The sequence below is a fragment of the Vampirovibrio chlorellavorus genome, from assembly GCF_003149375.1.
In the GTDB taxonomy this organism is placed as follows: Bacteria; Cyanobacteriota; Vampirovibrionia; order Vampirovibrionales; family Vampirovibrionaceae; genus Vampirovibrio; species Vampirovibrio chlorellavorus_B.
Window position 1 is genome coordinate 195681 of record NZ_QFWH01000002.1, and the last position, 18606, is coordinate 214286.

Sequence of the window (18606 nt, forward strand, 5' to 3'; positions counted from 1 at the left end):
AAATGCCCGCCGAGAGTTAGCGCAATACCCTGCACTTGGCGCCTTGTCGGGTGCCGCGTCGGGCGAACTCCGCGTCGATCTCGTTCATCAGCTCCAGTTTGCGTTGTAGCCATAACGGGGCCACCACGTGCTGATGATGCCCATTTCCGGCCACCCGGTGAATGACACATTCAGGATGCAGCCGCTCGATAAAGTCGCAAATCAGGGAGACATAGGCCTCCTGATCCAGCGGGTTCCATTCGCCCCGCAGGTATTGAGCGGCCAGCGGGGTTTTCTCCATGGCGCAGAGCAAGTGGATTTTCACCCCGTTCACCCGTAGTTCCGCCAGCTTGTCGGCGGTTTGCATCTGATCTTCCCAGCTTTCGCCTGGCAAATCCAGAATCACGTGGATACAGTGATCCAGCTCGTACTGGCGGGTCAGCTCATAGGCGGTTAAAAAGTCCTCAAAGGTTTCCGCCCGGTTCAGCAAGTCCAGCGTGCGATTGTGGATGGTTTGCAGGCCGTACTCCACGGAGACGTATTGCATGCGTTCCTTATAGCTGGCAATCAGGGCGATTTTTTCTTCGTCCACGCAGTCGGGGCGGGTGGAAATGGCCAGCCCGATAATATCCTCGTGCGCTGCACAGGCTTCGTCGTACAGCGCTTTCAGGCGACAAACCGAGTCGTACGTGTTGGTGAAGCTCTGGAAGTAGGCGATAAATTTATCGGCCTTGAAGCGTTTGCGCTGCTTCTCCATGTTTTTCAGCAGCTGTTCTGTAATGCTGTCCCGTCGGTCCTGGGCCCGGGAGGAAGAGCCGGTCTGATCGCAAAACGTGCAGCCGCCGTATGCCTTGGTGCCATCCCGGTTGGGGCAGGTAAAGCCAGCGTCCAGGGTCAGCTTGTAGGTTTTATACCCCAGCTTTTCTTTCAGGTAGGCGCTGTAGGGGCGGTATGGTTTTTGGGTTTCGGTGGTCGTCATGACAGCGGGCGCTCAGGCGATTGATTGGGTAATTGGTGGGCCAAGTATAGGAAACCTGACCGTATCCTACAAAAGTGGCAGGGGCTTCGCAAATGCTTTGGGCTTTTGTTAAGGACAGCGGTTGGCCGGTGGCAGCATGTGTTGCCTGTTAAGCTAAATGAAAACAGGGCCATTGCATCAATTGTGCGAAGAGCGATTGTGCGAAGAGTGATGCTCGCTGACGCCGGTTTTTGTGGCATTTGACCTTCGTGTTTCAGACACATCTCTTTTCAAGTGTTTTTGCTTTTGCTAGATTCACAGGTGTTGAGTGTCCGCTTGCATCAGAGCGCCGCTACACTCAAAACAGGAACCGCGACACGGGTCACTAAATTGAACCGGTGAAAGCGGTGGGTAGAAAAAAGGTGGGTATTCTGACCAGAGGGGCTTTGACCCATTCAGTGGGCTTTTACAGAGACAATCAATTGCGGGACATCCAACTGCGGTGAACCGTTATAAGTTAGGGACTTGAAAACGGGAAAGGAAAAGAGGGCATGACAACCATTCTGAAAAATAACAACGGCCTTACGCCTCGGGATCTCAACAATGTCACCATTTTGAAGCGGCATGGCCTGTTTCTGGTGGAGGTAAAGATCTCCAAAGTGTCCTTTGCCAAGGGCTTGCTGCTGGACAACGTGCCCTTGCCGGAGAATACCCGGGTGGTGTGCGTGACCCGCAACGGGCGGGCCATTGTGGAGCTGGAGGCCGTTTTTCTGGAAGAAGGGGACTCCTTGTATCTGGTGACTGAAAATGAGCAGGCGGTGCGGGCCGCATTTACGGTGCTGTAGTCGTCTGACTCCATAAGGGGCGCATCGGTTGAGCTTGGGAAAGTGAGGCCGCTGATTTTGTCCGCTGCCTCTTGCGCAAGGGAGGGTTTTCGGCAATGATCAAGTTCAATCAAGCAGGATGCGCGGGGTGGGTGTCTCTGGCATTCCAGACGACCGCCGCGTGATATTTTGTTTGATGACTCATTTTGATTCTACTTGATACTCCGTTTCAGCTTCCCGAACAACCCTGAGGACTCAGCGCAATGTGTGGCATCGTCGGCTATTTGGGCCAAAAATCTCCGGTTCCCTTGATTGTAGACAGTTTACGCACGTTGGAATATCGAGGCTACGATTCCGCCGGGGTGGCTTATCTGGACGATGAGAGCCTGTTGCACGTTTACAAGGCCTCCGGCAAGTTGCTGAATCTGGAAGGCATTTTGCCCAACGAATTGCGCCTGCCCACCCTGCCTGCGGAAGTGGTGAACGGGCATCGCAACATTGGCATTGGCCACATTCGCTGGGCGACTCATGGGGCGGCCACCAACGTGAACGCCCACCCTCACACCGGCTCCCGACAGGAAATCGCCCTGGTGCATAACGGCATCATTGAGAACTTCTACGAGCTGCGTCAGGAGTTGCAGGCCAAGGGTCATCAGTTTGTTTCCGAAACGGACACCGAAAGCGTGGTGCAGTTGCTGGAGCATATTGCGGAAACGGAAACGGATTTCTCCAAGGTGATTTTAAAGGCCTTGCAGAAACTGCAAGGGGCCTATGCGCTGACCGTAATCTCCAAAAAATTCCCCAACCACCTGTATGCCGCCCGGCATCAGGCTCCCCTGGTGGTGGGTGTGGGCAAAGACCAGCACGGAAACGATGAGTACATCGTGGCCAGCGACGCCGTGGCCATTGTCAACCATACCAACCGCCTGATTTACCTGAAAGACGGCGAGATTGTGGAGATTTCCCCAGCGGGCTTGCGCATTATGAACCTGCAGGGTGAGCAGGTGGAGCCGGTCATTGAAACCATCAGCACCGATCCCTTGACCATTGATAAAAAAGGCTACAAGCACTTCATGCTCAAGGAGATTTACGAGCAGCCCGATGTGGTGCGCAACTCCCTGACCGGGCGACTGCAAAGTGTACACCAGCCCATCTGGATTCTGGGGGATACCCCCGAGCAGGAGCAGCGTTTCGATAAGCATTTGAGCGCCATCAACCGCATTGTGATCATCGGCTGCGGCACTTCTTATAACGCCGGGCTGGTGGGTAAATACTTTATTGAGGAACTGGTGCAGTTGCCGGTGGAAGTGGAAGCCGCTGGCGAATTCCGCTACCGCAACCCGTTTATCAGCGATCGGGATTTGGTCATTACCATGTCTCAGTCGGGCGAAACCGCTGATACCTTGGCTGCCTTGCGCTTGTCACATCAAAAAGGGGCCAAAGTCCTCACACTCACCAACCGGGAAGACTCCAGCATGGCCCGGGAGGCGGATTTTGTAATGCCCGTGCGGGCCGGGGTGGAAGTCAGCGTGGCCGCCACCAAGAGCTTTACCGCCCAAATTACCGCCTTGTACCTGTTGGGCTTGTCCTTGGCGGAAAAACGGCAGACCCTGTCCCCAGAGCAATTGGAGTCGCTTAAATCCGAACTGCTGAAAATGCCCGCCCGCATTGAAAGCGTGCTGCACAATACTGAGCCGCTGCAAGTGCTGGCCCGCAAATACGGTCAGGCCCGGGATGTCCTGTTCATTGCCCGGGGGGTCAACTTCCCGGTGGCGCTGGAAGGTGCCCTGAAGCTGAAGGAAATCAGCTACATCCATGCGGAAGGATACTCCGGCAGCGAACTGAAGCACGGCCCCATCGCCATGCTGGACAGCAATGTCCCGGTGGTCTCCGTGCTGACCAAAGGCCCGGTGTTTGAGAAGATGATTTCCAACTGTCAGGAGGCCAAGGCCCGTGAGGCTAGGCTGATTGGTATTACCAACACGCCCATTCCCAATGAATTGCGGGATACCTTTGAGGACATTCTGGAGATTCCAGAGTCGGCAGAGCATTTTTCGCCCATGCTGACCACCATTCCCCTGCAATTATTGGCCTATTACATGGCTGAATTTTTAGGCAAGGACGTGGATCAGCCCCGCAATCTGGCCAAAAGCGTAACGGTGGAGTAAGCAACGGTGCCACTGACCCATGCCCACGCTACTGTGGAGAGCTTTCAGATTCGCCTGGAAGGGTGGTCCAGCCTGCTCCAGGAAGCGGAGCCCTTGGCGGTGCTGGAAGAGCGTTTGCTGCACCAGTTGGAAACCCCTGCCCGCTTGCTGCGCTGGGCGGTGGTGCGGGTGGATTTGGCCGATCCGATGCAGCCCTTTTGGTGCGAAGGGGCTTACCTGAAAAACTAGCGGGCACGTTGGCGCTTTTTTTGTTATCGTATTGCCCTGTCTATGGCGCACCCGCTCCAGCGTGATGCGGCCCGTTGTTCCGCTTTCCCTTGGTGCGCCCTTTTTTCTGGCTCCTCTGGTTTCTAGTGATATCCTCTACTTTCCAGTCTCTCTTCTTTCTAGCCCCTTTTTTGAAACGTGGTACCATCATCTTATGACAACGACTTCTTCCCCGATTGAGATCAACCAGATTTTTCTAGAGCAGGCCCAAACCCTTTGCCGTGGCGGAGAACTGTTGCCGGGCGGGGTCATGGAATTGGCCCGCAAGCTGCAAAAGGCCGCGGATACGGCCACGCCCTTAAAAGTAAAACTGGGCCTGGATCCCACCCGCCCCGATCTGCATTTGGGCCACACTGTGGTGTTGCGCAAGCTGCGGGCCTTTCAGGACTTGGGCCATCAGGCTATTTTAATTATCGGGGATGCCACGGCCATGATTGGCGATCCCTCCGGGCGAAGCGCCACTCGCCCGCCGCTGACCGATGCGGAAGTGCAGGTCAACGCTCAAACCTATCTGGATCAGGCCGGAAAAGTCATTGATGTGCGCAAGGCCCAGGTGGTGCGCAACAGTGAGTGGCTTAGCGGCATGAAACTGGAAGACTTTTTGAAGCTGGCCGCCAAAACCACCGTGGCTCAAATCATCGCCCGGGAAGACTTTGCCAACCGCCTGAAAGAGAACCGCCCCATTTCCCTGCACGAGCTGTTTTACCCCCTGATGCAAGGCTATGATTCCGTGGTGGTGGATGCCGACATTGAGCTGGGCGGTACGGATCAGCGCTTTAACAACCTGATGGGCCGAGAGCTGCAATTGGCCTACGGACGGGAGCGAGATCCGCAAATGGTGCTGCTGATGCCCCTGCTGGAAGGCACCGACGGCAAGGTCAAGATGTCCAAGTCCTATCCCGAGCATTGCATCAACCTGACCGATGTTCCCGAGGATTTTTACGGCAAACTAATGTCCATCCCCGATGCCTTGCTGCCCCGCTACGAGTTGTTGCTGGACTTGTTGAACGAGCAACAACTGGAAGAACAGGCCCAGCAGTTTAAAGATGGGGTGTTGAACCCCCGGGACATTAAAATGTATCTGGCCAAGCATCTGGTGGGTCAGTATCATGGCCCGGAAGCGGCTGCCGCTGCCGAGCAGGCCTTTATTACCAAGTTTCAAAAGCGCGATATCCCCGAAGACATGCCGGAATTGGCGCTGTCGGCGGAGACTCCCTATGGGTTAACCGCCTTGTTGACCGATCAGCAGTTGGCCCCCAGCCGGAACGAGGCTCGGCGGCTCATTCAGGGGGGCGGCGTGAAGCTGGATGGTGAAAAGGTGGCGGATGTAGACGCCCAGATTGCCTATGCCACTGGTCAGTCCGTGGTCTTGCAGGTGGGCAAGCGTAAGTTCATCCGCCTGAATTTTCAGTAGCCAACCGCAATAACAACAACCCTGAGAAGCCAACAATCCGCTGTGAATTGCTGTTTGCTTGCCCGGTTTTGTACACTCCTGAATCGGTTGTTTACTGCCGATCGTACAGGTAGTTGACGAACTTCAGGATGCCTCTGGAGCGGGGGGTGCCATTCGTTGGCAGGGTACAAGCTGCTTGTGCCTGTTTCGGGGCTTGCGCTTGCCAACTGAAGGCTGTTGGAGCTACGGATGCCACATGAAAGGGACTGGTGTTGGCTGCGCTGGAAAACACAGGGGCGCTTTGCCAGGGGTTCTCTGAGGCGTTGGGTTTGCGGAGTTCGTGAATGGAAATGGCCACGGTCGGGTACCTCTAAATCTCTGGGGAAATGGATCTGTTTTTTACTATGAATCTAGCAAATTAAAGCCCCTGAACCCGAAAAGTTGCTCAGGGGCTTTTATAAAGAGGTAAGGCGGCTTGGCTTGTATTGATTGAAATGACCTTACGCGCTGGGGGTTAAGGTCTTCAACTGGGTGAGAATGGCCTGGGCAAAGGCCTCAGCCGCCTCGGGGCCATTGGCGGTCACAAAGCGACCATCCACAGTCACGGGATCGCCTGTATAAGTCACCTGATGCGATTTAAAGACTGCCAGAGCGTCCGGGCTCTCCCACACGGTGGCCTGTTTGCCGTTCAGCAATCCGGCTTTGGCCAATACCGCCCCGGACAGGCAAATGGCCGCAATCAGCCGGTGTTGCTGGTTGAGGGTTTGCAGCAGTTGATGCACTGGGGCGTTCTCCCACAAATACTCGGGGGAACCCATGCCACCCACCACGATGACGGCCTCATAGGCCTGTTTTTGAGCCTGATCCTGAGCGTGGGTCAGGTCAAAGTGGATCACTTCGGTGGCTCCCAGCATGCCCGTGGCCGTGCCCGTGCGGGTGCTGGCTGTCTCCACGCTCCAGCCTGCTTCGGTCAGGATTTTTCGGGGGACTAGTAACTCCTCATCCCGAAATTGGTCGGGGGCAATCAGCATCAAAATCTTTTGGGCCATGGCCTGTATCTCCATTGATCGGGGAACGTAGTCTCTTGAGCCCTTATTTAAGCAAAGATGCCACGTTGCGGAAAGGGCCCGTTCGGGGATTTCGGTACTGGGGCCAAAGCAGACGTTTTGTAGGAGCCGGATCCGAAATCGGCCCCACAAACCCCGGTGGCATATTATAATCAGAACCATATCCAGTTTTGAGTGATGTATTGGGACAACTTCTTTAAACTCAAGGAGTAACGGTGAGTAAAGCGGTTTTGAAGCGCACGTGGGCCGGTTTTCTGTTGGCCATCAGCCTGGGGCTTGGCCCGAATAGCATGCCCACCTTGGCCGCTACGGAAGTGGTGCCGCTCAAGCGCCTGAAAGTCAACGATGTCATCCTGCTGCCCACGGTCAGTTCTCAGTATCAGGCCAAATTTACCAAGCCCAAAACTTGGCAGGTCTCTCCTAAAAGTGCGGTTTACCTGGAGTTCCAGCATTCCATCGAATTGCAGCCCCATCGCTCCTGGTTGCAGGTCATGGTCAATGACAAGGTGATCAAGCACATTCCGCTGACCCCACAAAACGCCGAAGGCACCAAGATGACCATTCCCCTGCCGGTGGGCCTGTTGCAGGACTTTAATACGCTCAATTTTCGGGTGCAGCAGCATTACACCGATCATTGTGAAGATCCGCTGGATAAGTCCCTGTGGACGCAAATTCTGCCTGCCACCCGCATTGTGTTTGACTATCAGCCGGTGGTGCCCAAGGTGGATCTCGGCGCTTTCCCCTACCCCATCATCGATGAGTTGACCTACAGTCCGGCCCGGGTGCAGTATGTGGTGGATCAATCGGCCTCAGATAAAGAATTGCAGGCCCTGGCCCTGGTCAATGTGCATTTGGCCCAGCAGGCTCAGGACCATGAGCTGAAGAGTCGGGTGGTGTTTGGACGTTCCTCGGCGGCCCCTGATGAGCATGCCGTCTGGATTGGCACCGCCTCGCACTTGTCTGGCGTACAGTCTGTGGCCGGGGCGGTGGGTAATTATGCCCTGCAAGGGGGACAATGGGTCAATAAGCAGTCCGGTCAGTCTTTAGGCCCGGATCAGGGATTGGTCTTGTTTTTTCAGGCCCCTGGCTCCCAGTCTCAAACCGTGTTGGTGGTCACTGGCAACACTGATGAAGCGGTACTTAAGGCTGCGGAAGCCTTAACCTTGCGCCCGAAGGCTTCCATGTTGGCTGGTGGTGCGGCGGAAGTCCCCAGTGGCTGGAATCCCCCCGGCACCCGCACGGCCAAGGTGCCTCGCTTTGTGGAAGGGCAGTCCCGCACCTTCCGGGAGTTGGGCTTTGACATTCAGGAAGTGCATAAAATCAACGCCCCGCCCATTACCTACAAAGTGCCGGTGGTCAGTAAGTTTCACAAGAGCGGCGGTAAATTGTGGCTGGATCTCAACTACAGCTACAGCCCCCAGCTCAACCCGGAATTCTCCTCGCTGGAGCTGCGCCTGAACGATGTGTCTATTGCCAATTTGCCCCTGACCAACCCGGCTGGGGAGCAACTGTTGCGGGCCAGCATTCCGGTGGCCAGCGAATTGATTCACCCGCGCAACGAGTTGGTGGCCCAGTTCCACCTGATGCCGGACAAGTACGGCTGGTGCGTGGACAATTACGAGGACAACGCCTGGGGCAAGATTCTGGATGATTCCCAGTTCCGGGTGGAAGGGGCGCCGGGGTCGTATTTGCCGGATGCGGGCTTGCTGAACAGCACCATGTACCCGTATTCCAAAGCGGACAATCTGGAAGGCGTTCATCTGGCCGTGCCCGCTTCGCCCAGTGCCGCCGTGCTGGATACCCTGCTGGGCTTTACCACCCGTTTGGGGCGCTCTACCCTGGCCGATACGGACTTGCGCCTGTCCCTGAGCAAAGGCTTCGCCAGTCTGCCCGGTGACCGGAATCTGGCTATTTTCCGGGAATCCACCGATGCGGCCGCCTTGCCCGCCGGGGCCAAGCTGGTGTGGCAGTTGTCCGGCAGTTCCCTGATGCAGGTGCTGAAGCTGGCTGACCCCAACGGAGGCACCATCAGCGGGGAGACCGCCGAGTTGGGGCAGGGGGCCTATCTGGAACAATACGCCTTGGCCCCGGATCGGGTGGCCAGCGTGTTTACGGCCAGCAAACCCGCCGGGTTTTTGGCCCTGGGTGAGCTGTTTGAGTCGGACGAGCAGTTTGAGACACTGGCCAGCGGCTTTGTGCAACAGGCGTCTACCTTGCAAAGCCAGCTCAACCCCATTACAGAAACCCGCTTCCATATCGAGGAAAAAAACGCCGTAACCGGCAATTGGTGGGATGCCGCCTTGAGCTGGGTGAAAGGGCTTTCCTGGAGTGTCATTATTTGGGGCTTGCTGGGCGCCTTTTTGGTACTGATTATTCTGCCCATGCTGGTTCGAGCCCTGTTCAGGCGCTAGGGCTAACCGGTTAAACAAGATTTAAAACGCTTTGAGCCATAAGGAACCCACGGGATGAATCGTAAACCCAACCTGATGCAATGGACCACACTGGTGACCCTGTTGGGGCTAATTCTGGCCCCGTCTCTCAGCCTGCTGCCCGTGTCGCAAGCCCAGTCGGTAGCCCCGGCCCCGGCGGCCAAGCCCGCGGCGGGCTCCTCCCTGCGCATTGGCATGAAGGAACTGGGCGATCCGCAAGGCTATCGACTCAAAACGGTGCGCACCCAGCGGGATTATCCCTTTACCCGACCCAAGGGCTGGAAAGTGCTGCCCTCCTCCAATATTCACCTGACCTTTCAGCATGGCAGCAACCTGCTGCCGGAGCGCTCCAGCCTGAACGTGCTGGTGAACAATCGCATCCTGAAATCCATTCCGCTGGGGAAAAACAATGTGACCCCCACCACGGTGAATATTTCGGTACCCCCGGAGCTGCTGAAAGACAACAACATGCTGTCGTTTCAGGTGGATCAGCACTACACCTACAAGTGCGAAGATCCCTTTAGCGAGGAACTGTGGACGGAAATTTTACCGGACAGCGCCCTGACCCTCAATTACAGTTGGGAGCGGGTACACCCGGATCTGGCCCAGTATCCTTTCCCTTTACTGGATCCCTTGAATAACTACACCCCTACCAGGGTTACCTATGTGCTGCCCAACGCCCCCTCCGATGAAGCGCTGGAAGCCTTCGGGGTGGTGGCGGCCCATCTGGGGCAACAGGCTAAATGGCGGGACCTCAAGCCCTCCATGGGGGATGAAAGCGCCTTGCAGTCGAACCAGAATGTCATTCTGGTGGGTACGCCGCAGGAGAACAGCGCCATTGGCTCGGTGGCCAGTGGCCTGGATTTGCCCCTGTCCGACGGGCGGTTCTCCGATAAAAGCGGCACCACCCTGCCCGATGATTACGGGGTGCTGCAACTGGTGCCCAACCCCTACAATCCCACCCGGGCGGTGCTGATTGTGAGCGGCAATGGCCCCGCCGGGGTGAAAAAAGCGGCCCATGTGCTGGCTCAGGGGAGCCTGAATAAAGTGCTGGTGGGGCGCTCCGCCATTGTGAAAGACTACCAGAAAGGGGCCGATTATCCGCATCGGGCCTGGGACGGCTTTATCTTGCAATCCGGCGATAATTTTGACAATCTGGGCCTCAAAACCCAGACCTCTCGGGGCATTACGGCCCTGCCCATTTTTTATCAGCTGAAGCTGATGCCCGATATTTACCTGCCCGGTCGGCAAAAAGTGAAGCTGCACACCATGTACAGCTACGCCTCGCAGTTGGATGCCACCCAGTCCAAGCTGGAAGTGCTGTTGAACGGCAAGGCCATTAAAAGTGTGCCGCTGGATGACAAAAACGGCAAAAGTCTGGCCGATTTAACCGTGGAAATTCCCACCGAGGAGTTCCACACCTTCAACGATCTGGAATATCGCTTTCACCTGTACCCGGAAAAGTACGACTTGTGTCGCTTTGTGACGGATGTGCATATTTGGGGCACGGTGCATAATACCTCTTACGTCGAATTCCCCGGGGAAATCAAAGCCCCCTTGCCGGATGTGGGCCTGATCAACGATGGCGGCTATCCATTTACGGCCTATCAGGATATGTCACGAACGGCCATTGTGTTGCCGGATACCATTAACCGAACTGATCTGGAAACCATGCTGCAGTTTGCCACCCGCATGGGGCGGGAGTCGGCCTCTCGCAAAGGCATCGAGCTGGCAGCCTATCACGCCTCCAAACTGCCGGATGACATTAAAAAAGATCGTCATCTGGTCATCATCGGTCAGCACAGCCAAAACAAGTTGTTTACCGAGTTGAAAGACAAAACGGCCCTGCTGACCGAAGGTACCTGGAACACCTTGCAGGAAGACCAGAAAACCAAAGTGGCCCAACTGAACTATGCCCCGGGTCAGGGCATTGTGGAAGAAATGCTCTCCCCCTGGAATGACGCCCGGGTGGTTTTGCTGGTTACCGGGGAGAATGACACGGCCCTGGTGCGGGATGCCCAGTTGTTTGCCAACGATGCCTGGTTTAAGGGCATTAATCAGGGAAACCTGACCGTGGTCAACGACAACGGCCCCCAAAGCGCCATTTTACTGAGCAAGGGAGAGGCGCGCTTTTTCTACCCGCAAGCGCAGCGGGGCGGCTTCCAGATGCCCACCTGGGGCTGGATTGCCATCGGCTTCTTCAGCTTGATGGGTGTAATCTCTGTGCTGCGCTTCCTGTTTGGACGATAGAGCTTTTCAAGGGGCTTTGCCCCTTGTACCCCACTGGAAGGGGGACAGAGTCCAGGGCACGCCCTGCCCCCCTCCAGACCTCCCCTTGCTGTAAGCCTTAATACCCCATTTTTTTAAAGGTAAGATATCTTGTTCATGAAAGATTTTTAAACGCCCGGATTGCTAGCTTTTGTAGTAAAGATACACTGTAGCATTTCAAAAATGTGGGTTTTTAAAGTATGAATAGCATTTCTACAAAAAGCTTATTTTTCAGAGGGGTCCCAGCAAATTATTGGCTGTTCATGCGGCTGCAACAGGAAAAAGCGAAACAATCTCGGGAGCAGTTACTCCATTACCCATCAGATGCTTTTAATTATCACCCACAAAGCGCAACAAAAAGCTTATACCCAACTTGTTCCCACCCCTCTCAACAGGCGGAAATTCACTGATCGAATTTTCCCAGAAAGCCTCCTCAGCAGGGGCAATCCACGTTTCTGAGAGCGGCGTTAAACGGAGGATTCCAACTCCGCAATGTGCGCTTCCACGGCCAGCGTTTCGGCGTCCTTGTTGGCGGTTTGCCAATTGGCCGCCTGCTTGGGTTGATGCTTCTTGGCGTCCGGGTCGTATTCGGCGTAAGTCTTTTGCAACTCGGCCTTGAACTTCTCCAGCGCCTCGTGTTCTGGCACCCGCATCACTTTTTCTTCGCCTTTAAAAATGTAGTACTGCCCAATGCCGCCCGCAATGCCGATATCGGCGTGACCCGCTTCGCCGGGGCCATTCACAAAGCAGCCCATCACCGCTACATCCAGTGGCTTGCCCGGATTTTGACGATCCATATCGGCCATCAGGGCTTCCACGGAGTTAGCCAGTCCGTGCAAATCCACCTCACACCGTCCGCAGGAGGGGCAGCTAATGAGATTAGAGCCGGATTGGCGCAGGCCCATACCCCGTAAAATTTCGTGACCGGCAAACACTTCCTCAATCGAATCGGCGGTGAGCGACACCCGAATGGTGTCGCCAATCCCTTCCGATAGCAGCATGCCAAAGGCCATGGAGGTTTTAATCAGCCCCCGCTTTAAAGTACCGGCCTCCGTGACGCCCAGATGCAGGGGGTAATCCACCAGCTTGGCCAACCGGCGATAAGCCTCCACCATCTTCAGCGGATCGCTGGCTTTCACCGAGATTTTAAACTCAAAAAAATCCTCTTCTTCCAGAATGCGGGCATTCAGCAGGGCGCTTTCCACCAACTGGGTCACCAAATCATCGGGATAAGCGTCCTTGATGGGTTTTTCCACCGAGCCACTGTTCACCCCGATGCGGATGGGGATCTCCCGTTCCTTGCACTTGGCCACCACGGCCCGAATGAACTCCTTGCGAGGCTGGTTGCCCGGATTGATGCGGATGCAATGCACCCCGTTGTCGGCGGCGGCCAGGGCCAGCCGGTAATCAAAGTGAATATCGGCCACCACCGGAATGGGCGATTGGGGCACGATGGCCTTCAGGGCTTCTGCCGCTTCCTTATCCGGCACGGCCAGGCGGATGATTTCGCACCCGGCGTCGGCCAGACGCTGGATTTGGTAGACGCTTTCTTTTACGTCACGGGTGTCGTTGGTCAGCATGGACTGTACCGAAATGGGAGCGTCTCCGCCCACTGCCACGTTCCCTACATTAATTTGGCGAGATCTGCGTCTTTGAATGTCCATGGCCTGATACCTGTTTGATTGTTGATTGGTGACGTGCCCCTATTCTAGCGCCATCGCCCCCGGCATGAAAGACCAGGACCTTCTATCTCCAAGCACATTCAGGAAATTGAGCGGCGGAGCTGGATTCGGTATAATGAGCCATTCGGCGGTGAACGCCGAGCTTGTTCATACCCAACTGATGCGGAAAGAAATGATGGTTCAGAACACATGGCTGGCTTGGCCTGCCCATAGACAGTCCTTTCCTGCGGAAACGCCTCAGGGGATACGGACATTTGGCAGGTCCCTGCCTTTACCCCCAGTGTCCTCCACGCCTTCGGGAGCCTTACCGCCTGTGGGGATGAGCGGTGGGATTTTCTCGGCCTTTCCCCGGTCGGCTTTGCCCTTCTCCGTTCTGGATTTTCAACGGCAGCGTCATCAGGCTCATCAGCGGGAAAAGCAGGCCAAACTGCTGGCCAAGACATTTTGCCGGGCCACGGTGGAAGCCCGCTTCGGGACGGATGAAAAAAAGGTGCTACAGATTCTGGAGCGGGTGAACCGGAAAGCCCTGAAGCCAGAGTTTGAGCGGGCCGCTCTGGATGAGGCCCGCCGCCACGGAAAGCTATTCAGCAGTGTGTCGGAAATGATACAGGCGGAATTTGCCGGAAACCCCTTTGAGCGACGGTTTAAAAACGCCGCATACCAAGAGGCTATGGATTCCTGGATGTCAGGGCGTAATCACTATCGGGGCACCGGCTGGGATTATCGCCTGTACGGCATGTACCGCTCTGTGGCGGATTTTGTGGCTGTCTGTCGGCAGCATCCGGCCATGAGTGCTGGCATCATTGGGGCGGTGGCTTTTTTGGGGGCCAAGTACCCTTTTCTGGGAGGCTTGTCCGGCTTGGGGATTATGGGCTGGGGCACCGCCGCAGCCGTGAACAGCGAAGTCAAGGCCGCGCAGCACTCCCCTCGTATGAATGCGGCCAAGGCCGAACATTACACCGCCAGCGGGGAGAATCTGGCCGCCGTCTTGATCACGGCGTTAGGCATTCATGGCATTAAGGATGGCACCCTGCTGGGAAAAGCGGCCATTCAGGGCGTTCAGGCCTCCAATACCCAAAAGGTGAGTCCAGTAAAGGCGTTTTGGCAAAAAGCCGCCGCCGCCATTACCGCTACCGAGCAAAAGTATCCGGGGGTGGTTCCCCACGACCAGACCGGGGCTGGCAAGTGGGTGAAGACCACCCTGTTTGTCTCCGGGTTGCTGGACAATGTGCTACTGCCCTTCAATTGGGCCGCGGATAAATTGGGCGCAGCTAAAAATCCGCCCGATTAAACACAGGACTTGAGCCTCAGAGCGTTAAAGCTGAAAATGCCAGACTAGTTTTTAAATACGGCGTTTTCAAAGCCGGGCGGGGGCAGCCCTTCCTTGTACAGGATGTGTTTGGGCACGCCCAGACTAATCATCTCCCAGGGCAGGATCTCATGTTCGGGGCGCTCCCGCAGGGCGTACCAATCCAGATCCGGGAAGTCCACCAGGCCTTCCTTTTTCAGCTCCTTGTAAGCCCGATTAACCGAACCCAGACTGCCGCCCAACTGGTAGAAGCGCACGATCAGCTTGCTCAAACGGCGATCCCCTCGGGACAGAAAGGCCTGAAAGTAATCCCACTTGGCGCTGGAAGCCCGCACATCGGCCACTTTCAGCAGCTTTTTCCGCAGAATCTCAAAGCGATGATCCACGGTTTTGTTGTCGATCTTGGGTTGCCACTGGAAGGGCGTACCCGCCTTGGGCACAAAGGAGCTGCATCCCAAATGGATTTTCAGTTTGGGATTCTCTTTGCGCACTTCTTTTAACAAGTCCGCCAGCAGCTCCACGTCATGATCAGTCTCATCGGGCAAGCCCACCATCCCGTAGAACTTCACGCCTTCCAGTCCGGCCTTGGCCAGGGTTCCTGCGGCTTGCAGAATCTGCTCATGGCGCAGGTTTTTATTCACCCGGCGACGCATGCGCTCTGAGCCGGTTTCAATGGCCAGGGTCAGTTGCTTTTGGCCGCCCTTTTTAAAGGTGTTGGCGATTTGCTCGGTAATGGTGTCCACCCGCAGGGAGGAGGAGGAAACGGTCAAGCCTTCCTTGCTGTCCAGGTAATCGCACAAGGCCGGGAACTCCGGGTGATCGGAGACCAAGGCGCCTAACAGGCCCACTTTATCAGTGTACTGAATGCCGTTTTCAATGATTTGAATGACCTTCTCGATGGTGCCGCCTCGGGCTGCCGGTAGCCCGGACCCCATCGGGCCCAGCATGCTGTAGCTGGCCAGACAGAAGCGGCAACGGTGGGCGCAACCCCGCATGACCTCTACCAGCAAGGTATTGGAGAAGATGGCCTTGTCGCTGAGAATGGGGGTGTGGGCGATGAAATCGTCCATGTTGGCCACAATCTGCTTTTGCACCAGGGCCGGAATATCGTCGTACTTGGGGACAATGGCGCTAATGGGGCCATCGGGGCTTTCATAATGCACCTCATACATCCCGGGTGCGTACAAACCGGGGACTTCGGCGGCCAACCGGTGAATCAGTTCCTCCCGATCGGTGAGGTGGCGGTATTGGCGATAAACGTTCATGAGGGTGTTCATGACCTCTTCGCCTTCCCCAATCAGGAAAAAGTCGAAGAATTCGGCAAAGGGCTCCGGGTTGCTCATGGGCACCGGGCCGCCGGCAAAAATCAGGGGGTGGCTGCGATCCCGGTCTTTGGCGAACATGGGAATGTCGTATTCGGCGTAAATGTCCAGCACCTTCACAATATCCAGCTCAAAGGCGAAGGACAGGCCCATTAACTCCAGTTCCTTGGGGTTATGCTCCTGCAAGGTGTCCGCGTATATGCGGCGGGCGTCAATATCCGGATTGATATCCAGTTGCTTGAACAGAATCATAAAACCCAGAGAGGACATGGCGATTTGATACGGGGCCGGATATACCATGGCCACCCGCAAGGCGTCCGGGTTGGGGGCGACAGGTTGGTATAAATAAGCTTCTTCATGCGCATCCTGGCGATAGCTGGGGCGGTTATCAGGCTTTTTCAATTGCGTGGTGGGCATAAAACGGAAAAATGCTCCCTGGGTTCAAGCGGTGCTGATTCGGATCAGTGGGTTTTAATTAAATGGTGGGCTAAATAGTGCGTTTTAACGGACGAGTGGTTACTTGTGTTGACGCCTTGGGCCCTGACGGGTTTTCTGCTATGGTATGCATTATATAGCGCCCGGAATCTATAGGATAGTAACACAGACCAATGTCTACGATTGCCCAAAGTTCCACCTCACTCAACGCGGATTCCCACCCCAGAATTGACGAAAACGAAGCCCTTCGCCTGCTGCGAGAGGCCAGTCTGTTTGAACTGGGCCTGATGGCCGAGGCGGTCAAGGAGCGCTTTCACCCCCCCGGTTCCCCGGTGACCTTTGTCATCGATCGCAATGTGAACTACACCAACGTGTGCAATGTGGACTGCCTGTTCTGCGCCTTTTACCGCCACAAGGACGATGCCGACGCGTACACCCTGAATTACTTTCAGATCAAGGAAAAAACCCAGGAACTGGTCGATGCCGGCGGCACCCAACTGCTGCTGCAAGGCGGGGTCAACCCCGATTTGCCGTTTGAATACTACCTGGATGTGGTGCGCAACCTGCGCAAGGACTTCCCCACCCTGACCATCCACTCTTTTTCTCCCACCGAAATCGCCTACATGACCCAGATCACCGGTAAAAGCCTGCAATGGGTGATTGAGCAACTGATTGAGGCGGGCATTTCCTCCATTCCGGGGGCCGGGGGCGAAATTTTGCACGATGACATCCGCCGTAAGGTCAGCCACAAAAAAGTCAGTACCCACGACTGGCTGGAAGTGATGGAAGTGGCCCATGGGCTGGGCCTGAAAACATCGGCCACCATGATGTTTGGCATGATGGAAGAGGACTGGCACATTGTGGATCACCTGTTCCAGATTCGGAATTTGCAGGATAAAACTGGTGGTTTCCTCAGCTTTATTCCCTGGACTTTCCAAAAGCTGAACACCAAGCTGGAAAAATTGCCCAATCCACCCGCTACTGGCGTGGAGTATCTCAAAGTCAGCGCCCTGGCCCGCATTGTGCTGGATAATATTCCCAACATCGGGGCCTCCTGGATCACTCAGGGGCTCAAGATCGGCCAAACTGCCCTCAGAATGGGGGCCAACGATATGGGCGGCCTGTTGTTGGAAGAGAATGTGGTGACCCAGTGCGGCATTAACCCCACCCGCAAAAGCGTGGAAGAGATGGTCAAGGTCATTCATCGGGCCGGATTTGACGCCGCCCAGCGGGATACGGCCTATAACATTTTGCAAACCTACCCACAGCAGGCCTGATTTTAACCCCTGTGATGTGCCCATTTCCCGAATTCCTCTATTGAGAGGAACACCCGGCGCATGGTTTCAGGCTATGCTGGGGGGAAGCAGGTTTAGGCCTTGCTGTATTGAATGTTGAGAACGGGTTCTGGGTGCCGGTTTACCAGAGATTGAACCTTCGATAAACGGGCACTCATCCCTTTTGAGCGATGCTGCGAATCCTGTATATTTTTTGTGACGTGTTGGCTGCCCTGTTTGCGGTTATTTCGCCAGTGGCCATTTTTCATTGGTTGTTGCTTGCGGTCAATAACAAGGCCCTAAACCCTTTTTTGGGGCCTTTGACCCAGTTGTTTGCCCCCTTGAACGCGACAGTGCAGCTTTTTATCACCCCCCCGGTCCTGTATTTTAACCGGCAGGAGATTTCTACCACGCAGGGGATTGTGGCCTGCGTGTTTACGGTGTTGTTTTTTGGGTTGAGCATTCTGTCGGAATATTTCAAGACGATCGAGCAGCGCCGTGATCTGGAGCATCAGGCCGAATTGCAGCGGACTCGCTTGAAACGCTTGCATGCCTTACAGGAGACCCGGCAAAAAAAGCTGGTGACAAATCGTTGGTATCTGGTTCAGGTCAATTATGATTCGAGTCACTGCCCTGCCGGCGCCCAGTTGCTGGAGCAAGGGCCCGCCCGGCAGGCCGGAAAACCCCTGGATCGGGATTTTAGTGACTTCACCCTGGAATTTTCGTCACTGTCGCAATCTATCCACTATGCCCTGACTGCTTCCCAAGCCGTGTTGAGTCATTACGCCTTGCTGCGTCCCAAGGATCCTCAGCCTCCCTTCCGTATTGGCATTCACGTCCTGGATCGGGAAACCACTTTTGAGGCGGCCTTGCAGGAAATGCAGCGGCTGACTTCTTTTGCAGGATCTAACAGTATTGTGTTTTCCCAAAGTGTCCGGGAAACGCTGGAGGCGGAAGGGCAAAGCCTGGCCTACAAGTTTCAGTCAATGGGCCTGTACACTGTGGGTGGCCGGGAGCAGGAGCTTTACAGACTATTTAACGCCAAGCCTACCGCGTCTTTTTAGGGGGCGGATCCGGGAAGGCGGCAGTGGGATGTCGCAAACGGGCTTCAAGGGGGGCAAGGGTTTTATCAGGCCGGGTTGTAATAAGTTTGTTACACCATTTTTCGACCCGGGGGCAATTCTGTCTTTTTGATTGTTTTTATTATATTGGCTGAACTATATCTCAGGAT

General features: G+C 55.5%; 13 protein-coding genes and 1 pseudogene. 9 read left to right on the top strand and 5 right to left on the bottom strand.

Annotated features, from left to right (window positions below):
* Nucleotides 1-16: 16 nt before the first annotated feature.
* On the bottom strand, nt 17-958 hold the full coding sequence (gene mnmL, locus DF283_RS03245) for a tRNA modification radical SAM protein MnmL/YtqA (RefSeq protein ID WP_303673273.1): 942 nt from the start codon (nt 956-958) through the stop codon (nt 17-19).
* 530 nt (nt 959-1488) lie between these two features.
* Between mnmL and DF283_RS03250 the strand changes: the two genes are divergently transcribed.
* From DF283_RS03250 to tyrS, 4 genes are all read left to right on the top strand, one after another.
* A complete protein-coding gene (locus tag DF283_RS03250; protein WP_303673274.1) occupies nt 1489-1782 on the top strand; it encodes a hypothetical protein in 294 nt (97 codons plus the stop codon).
* A 242-nt stretch (nt 1783-2024) separates the two neighbouring features.
* Nucleotides 2025-3929, top strand: coding sequence for a glutamine--fructose-6-phosphate transaminase (isomerizing) (glmS, locus tag DF283_RS03255; RefSeq protein WP_303673275.1), 1905 nt, complete (start codon nt 2025-2027; stop codon nt 3927-3929).
* A gap of 6 nt (nt 3930-3935) precedes the next feature.
* Entirely contained in the window at nt 3936-4157 is a 222-nt protein-coding gene (locus tag DF283_RS03260) for a hypothetical protein (protein ID WP_303673276.1), read from the top strand.
* A 193-nt stretch (nt 4158-4350) separates the two neighbouring features.
* Nucleotides 4351-5610: a tyrosine--tRNA ligase gene (gene tyrS, locus DF283_RS03265; protein WP_303673277.1), complete on the top strand. Its 1260-nt coding sequence runs from the start codon at nt 4351-4353 to the stop codon at nt 5608-5610.
* 91 nt (nt 5611-5701) lie between these two features.
* Here tyrS and DF283_RS03270 read toward each other — a convergent pair whose 3' ends face one another.
* Together DF283_RS03270 and DF283_RS03275 are read right to left on the bottom strand one after the other, a co-directional pair.
* The gene (locus DF283_RS03270; protein ID WP_303673278.1) at nt 5702-5947 is read right to left on the bottom strand and encodes a hypothetical protein; all 246 of its coding nucleotides are present in this window, start codon (nt 5945-5947) and stop codon (nt 5702-5704) included.
* 142 nt (nt 5948-6089) lie between these two features.
* Nucleotides 6090-6638, bottom strand: coding sequence for a DJ-1/PfpI family protein (locus DF283_RS03275; RefSeq protein ID WP_303673279.1), 549 nt, complete (start codon nt 6636-6638; stop codon nt 6090-6092).
* A gap of 233 nt (nt 6639-6871) precedes the next feature.
* Between DF283_RS03275 and DF283_RS03280 the strand changes: the two genes are divergently transcribed.
* Together DF283_RS03280 and DF283_RS03285 are read left to right on the top strand one after the other, a co-directional pair.
* Nucleotides 6872-9067, top strand: coding sequence for a cellulose biosynthesis cyclic di-GMP-binding regulatory protein BcsB (locus DF283_RS03280; protein WP_303673280.1), 2196 nt, complete (start codon nt 6872-6874; stop codon nt 9065-9067).
* A 54-nt stretch (nt 9068-9121) separates the two neighbouring features.
* Nucleotides 9122-11335: a cellulose biosynthesis cyclic di-GMP-binding regulatory protein BcsB gene (locus DF283_RS03285; RefSeq protein ID WP_303673281.1), complete on the top strand. Its 2214-nt coding sequence runs from the start codon at nt 9122-9124 to the stop codon at nt 11333-11335.
* A gap of 605 nt (nt 11336-11940) precedes the next feature.
* Here DF283_RS03285 and ispG read toward each other — a convergent pair.
* A pseudogene (gene ispG / locus DF283_RS03290) lies at nt 11941-13020 on the bottom strand (flavodoxin-dependent (E)-4-hydroxy-3-methylbut-2-enyl-diphosphate synthase); the annotation flags it as partial.
* Between the two features lie 130 nt (nt 13021-13150).
* Between ispG and DF283_RS03295 the strand changes: the two are divergent.
* Entirely contained in the window at nt 13151-14326 is a 1176-nt protein-coding gene (locus tag DF283_RS03295) for a hypothetical protein (RefSeq protein WP_303673282.1), read from the top strand.
* A 44-nt stretch (nt 14327-14370) separates the two neighbouring features.
* On the opposite strand, the gene DF283_RS03300 is transcribed toward DF283_RS03295, so the two are convergent.
* Nucleotides 14371-16083 carry a radical SAM protein gene (locus DF283_RS03300; RefSeq protein ID WP_303673283.1) on the bottom strand — a complete coding sequence of 571 codons (1713 nt, stop codon included), beginning with the start codon at nt 16081-16083 and terminating at the stop codon, nt 14371-14373.
* A 191-nt stretch (nt 16084-16274) separates the two neighbouring features.
* Here DF283_RS03300 and mqnC point away from each other — a divergent pair, with 191 nt between their 5' ends.
* Both mqnC and DF283_RS03310 read left to right on the top strand, forming a co-directional pair.
* The gene (gene mqnC / locus DF283_RS03305) at nt 16275-17378 is read left to right on the top strand and encodes a cyclic dehypoxanthinyl futalosine synthase (RefSeq protein ID WP_303673284.1); all 1104 of its coding nucleotides are present in this window, start codon (nt 16275-16277) and stop codon (nt 17376-17378) included.
* Nucleotides 17379-17629: 251 nt separating this feature from the next.
* Complete coding sequence (locus DF283_RS03310; RefSeq protein ID WP_303673285.1) at nt 17630-18439, top strand: hypothetical protein; 810 nt, start codon at nt 17630-17632, stop codon at nt 18437-18439.
* The last annotated feature ends 167 nt before the right edge of the window (nt 18440-18606 follow it).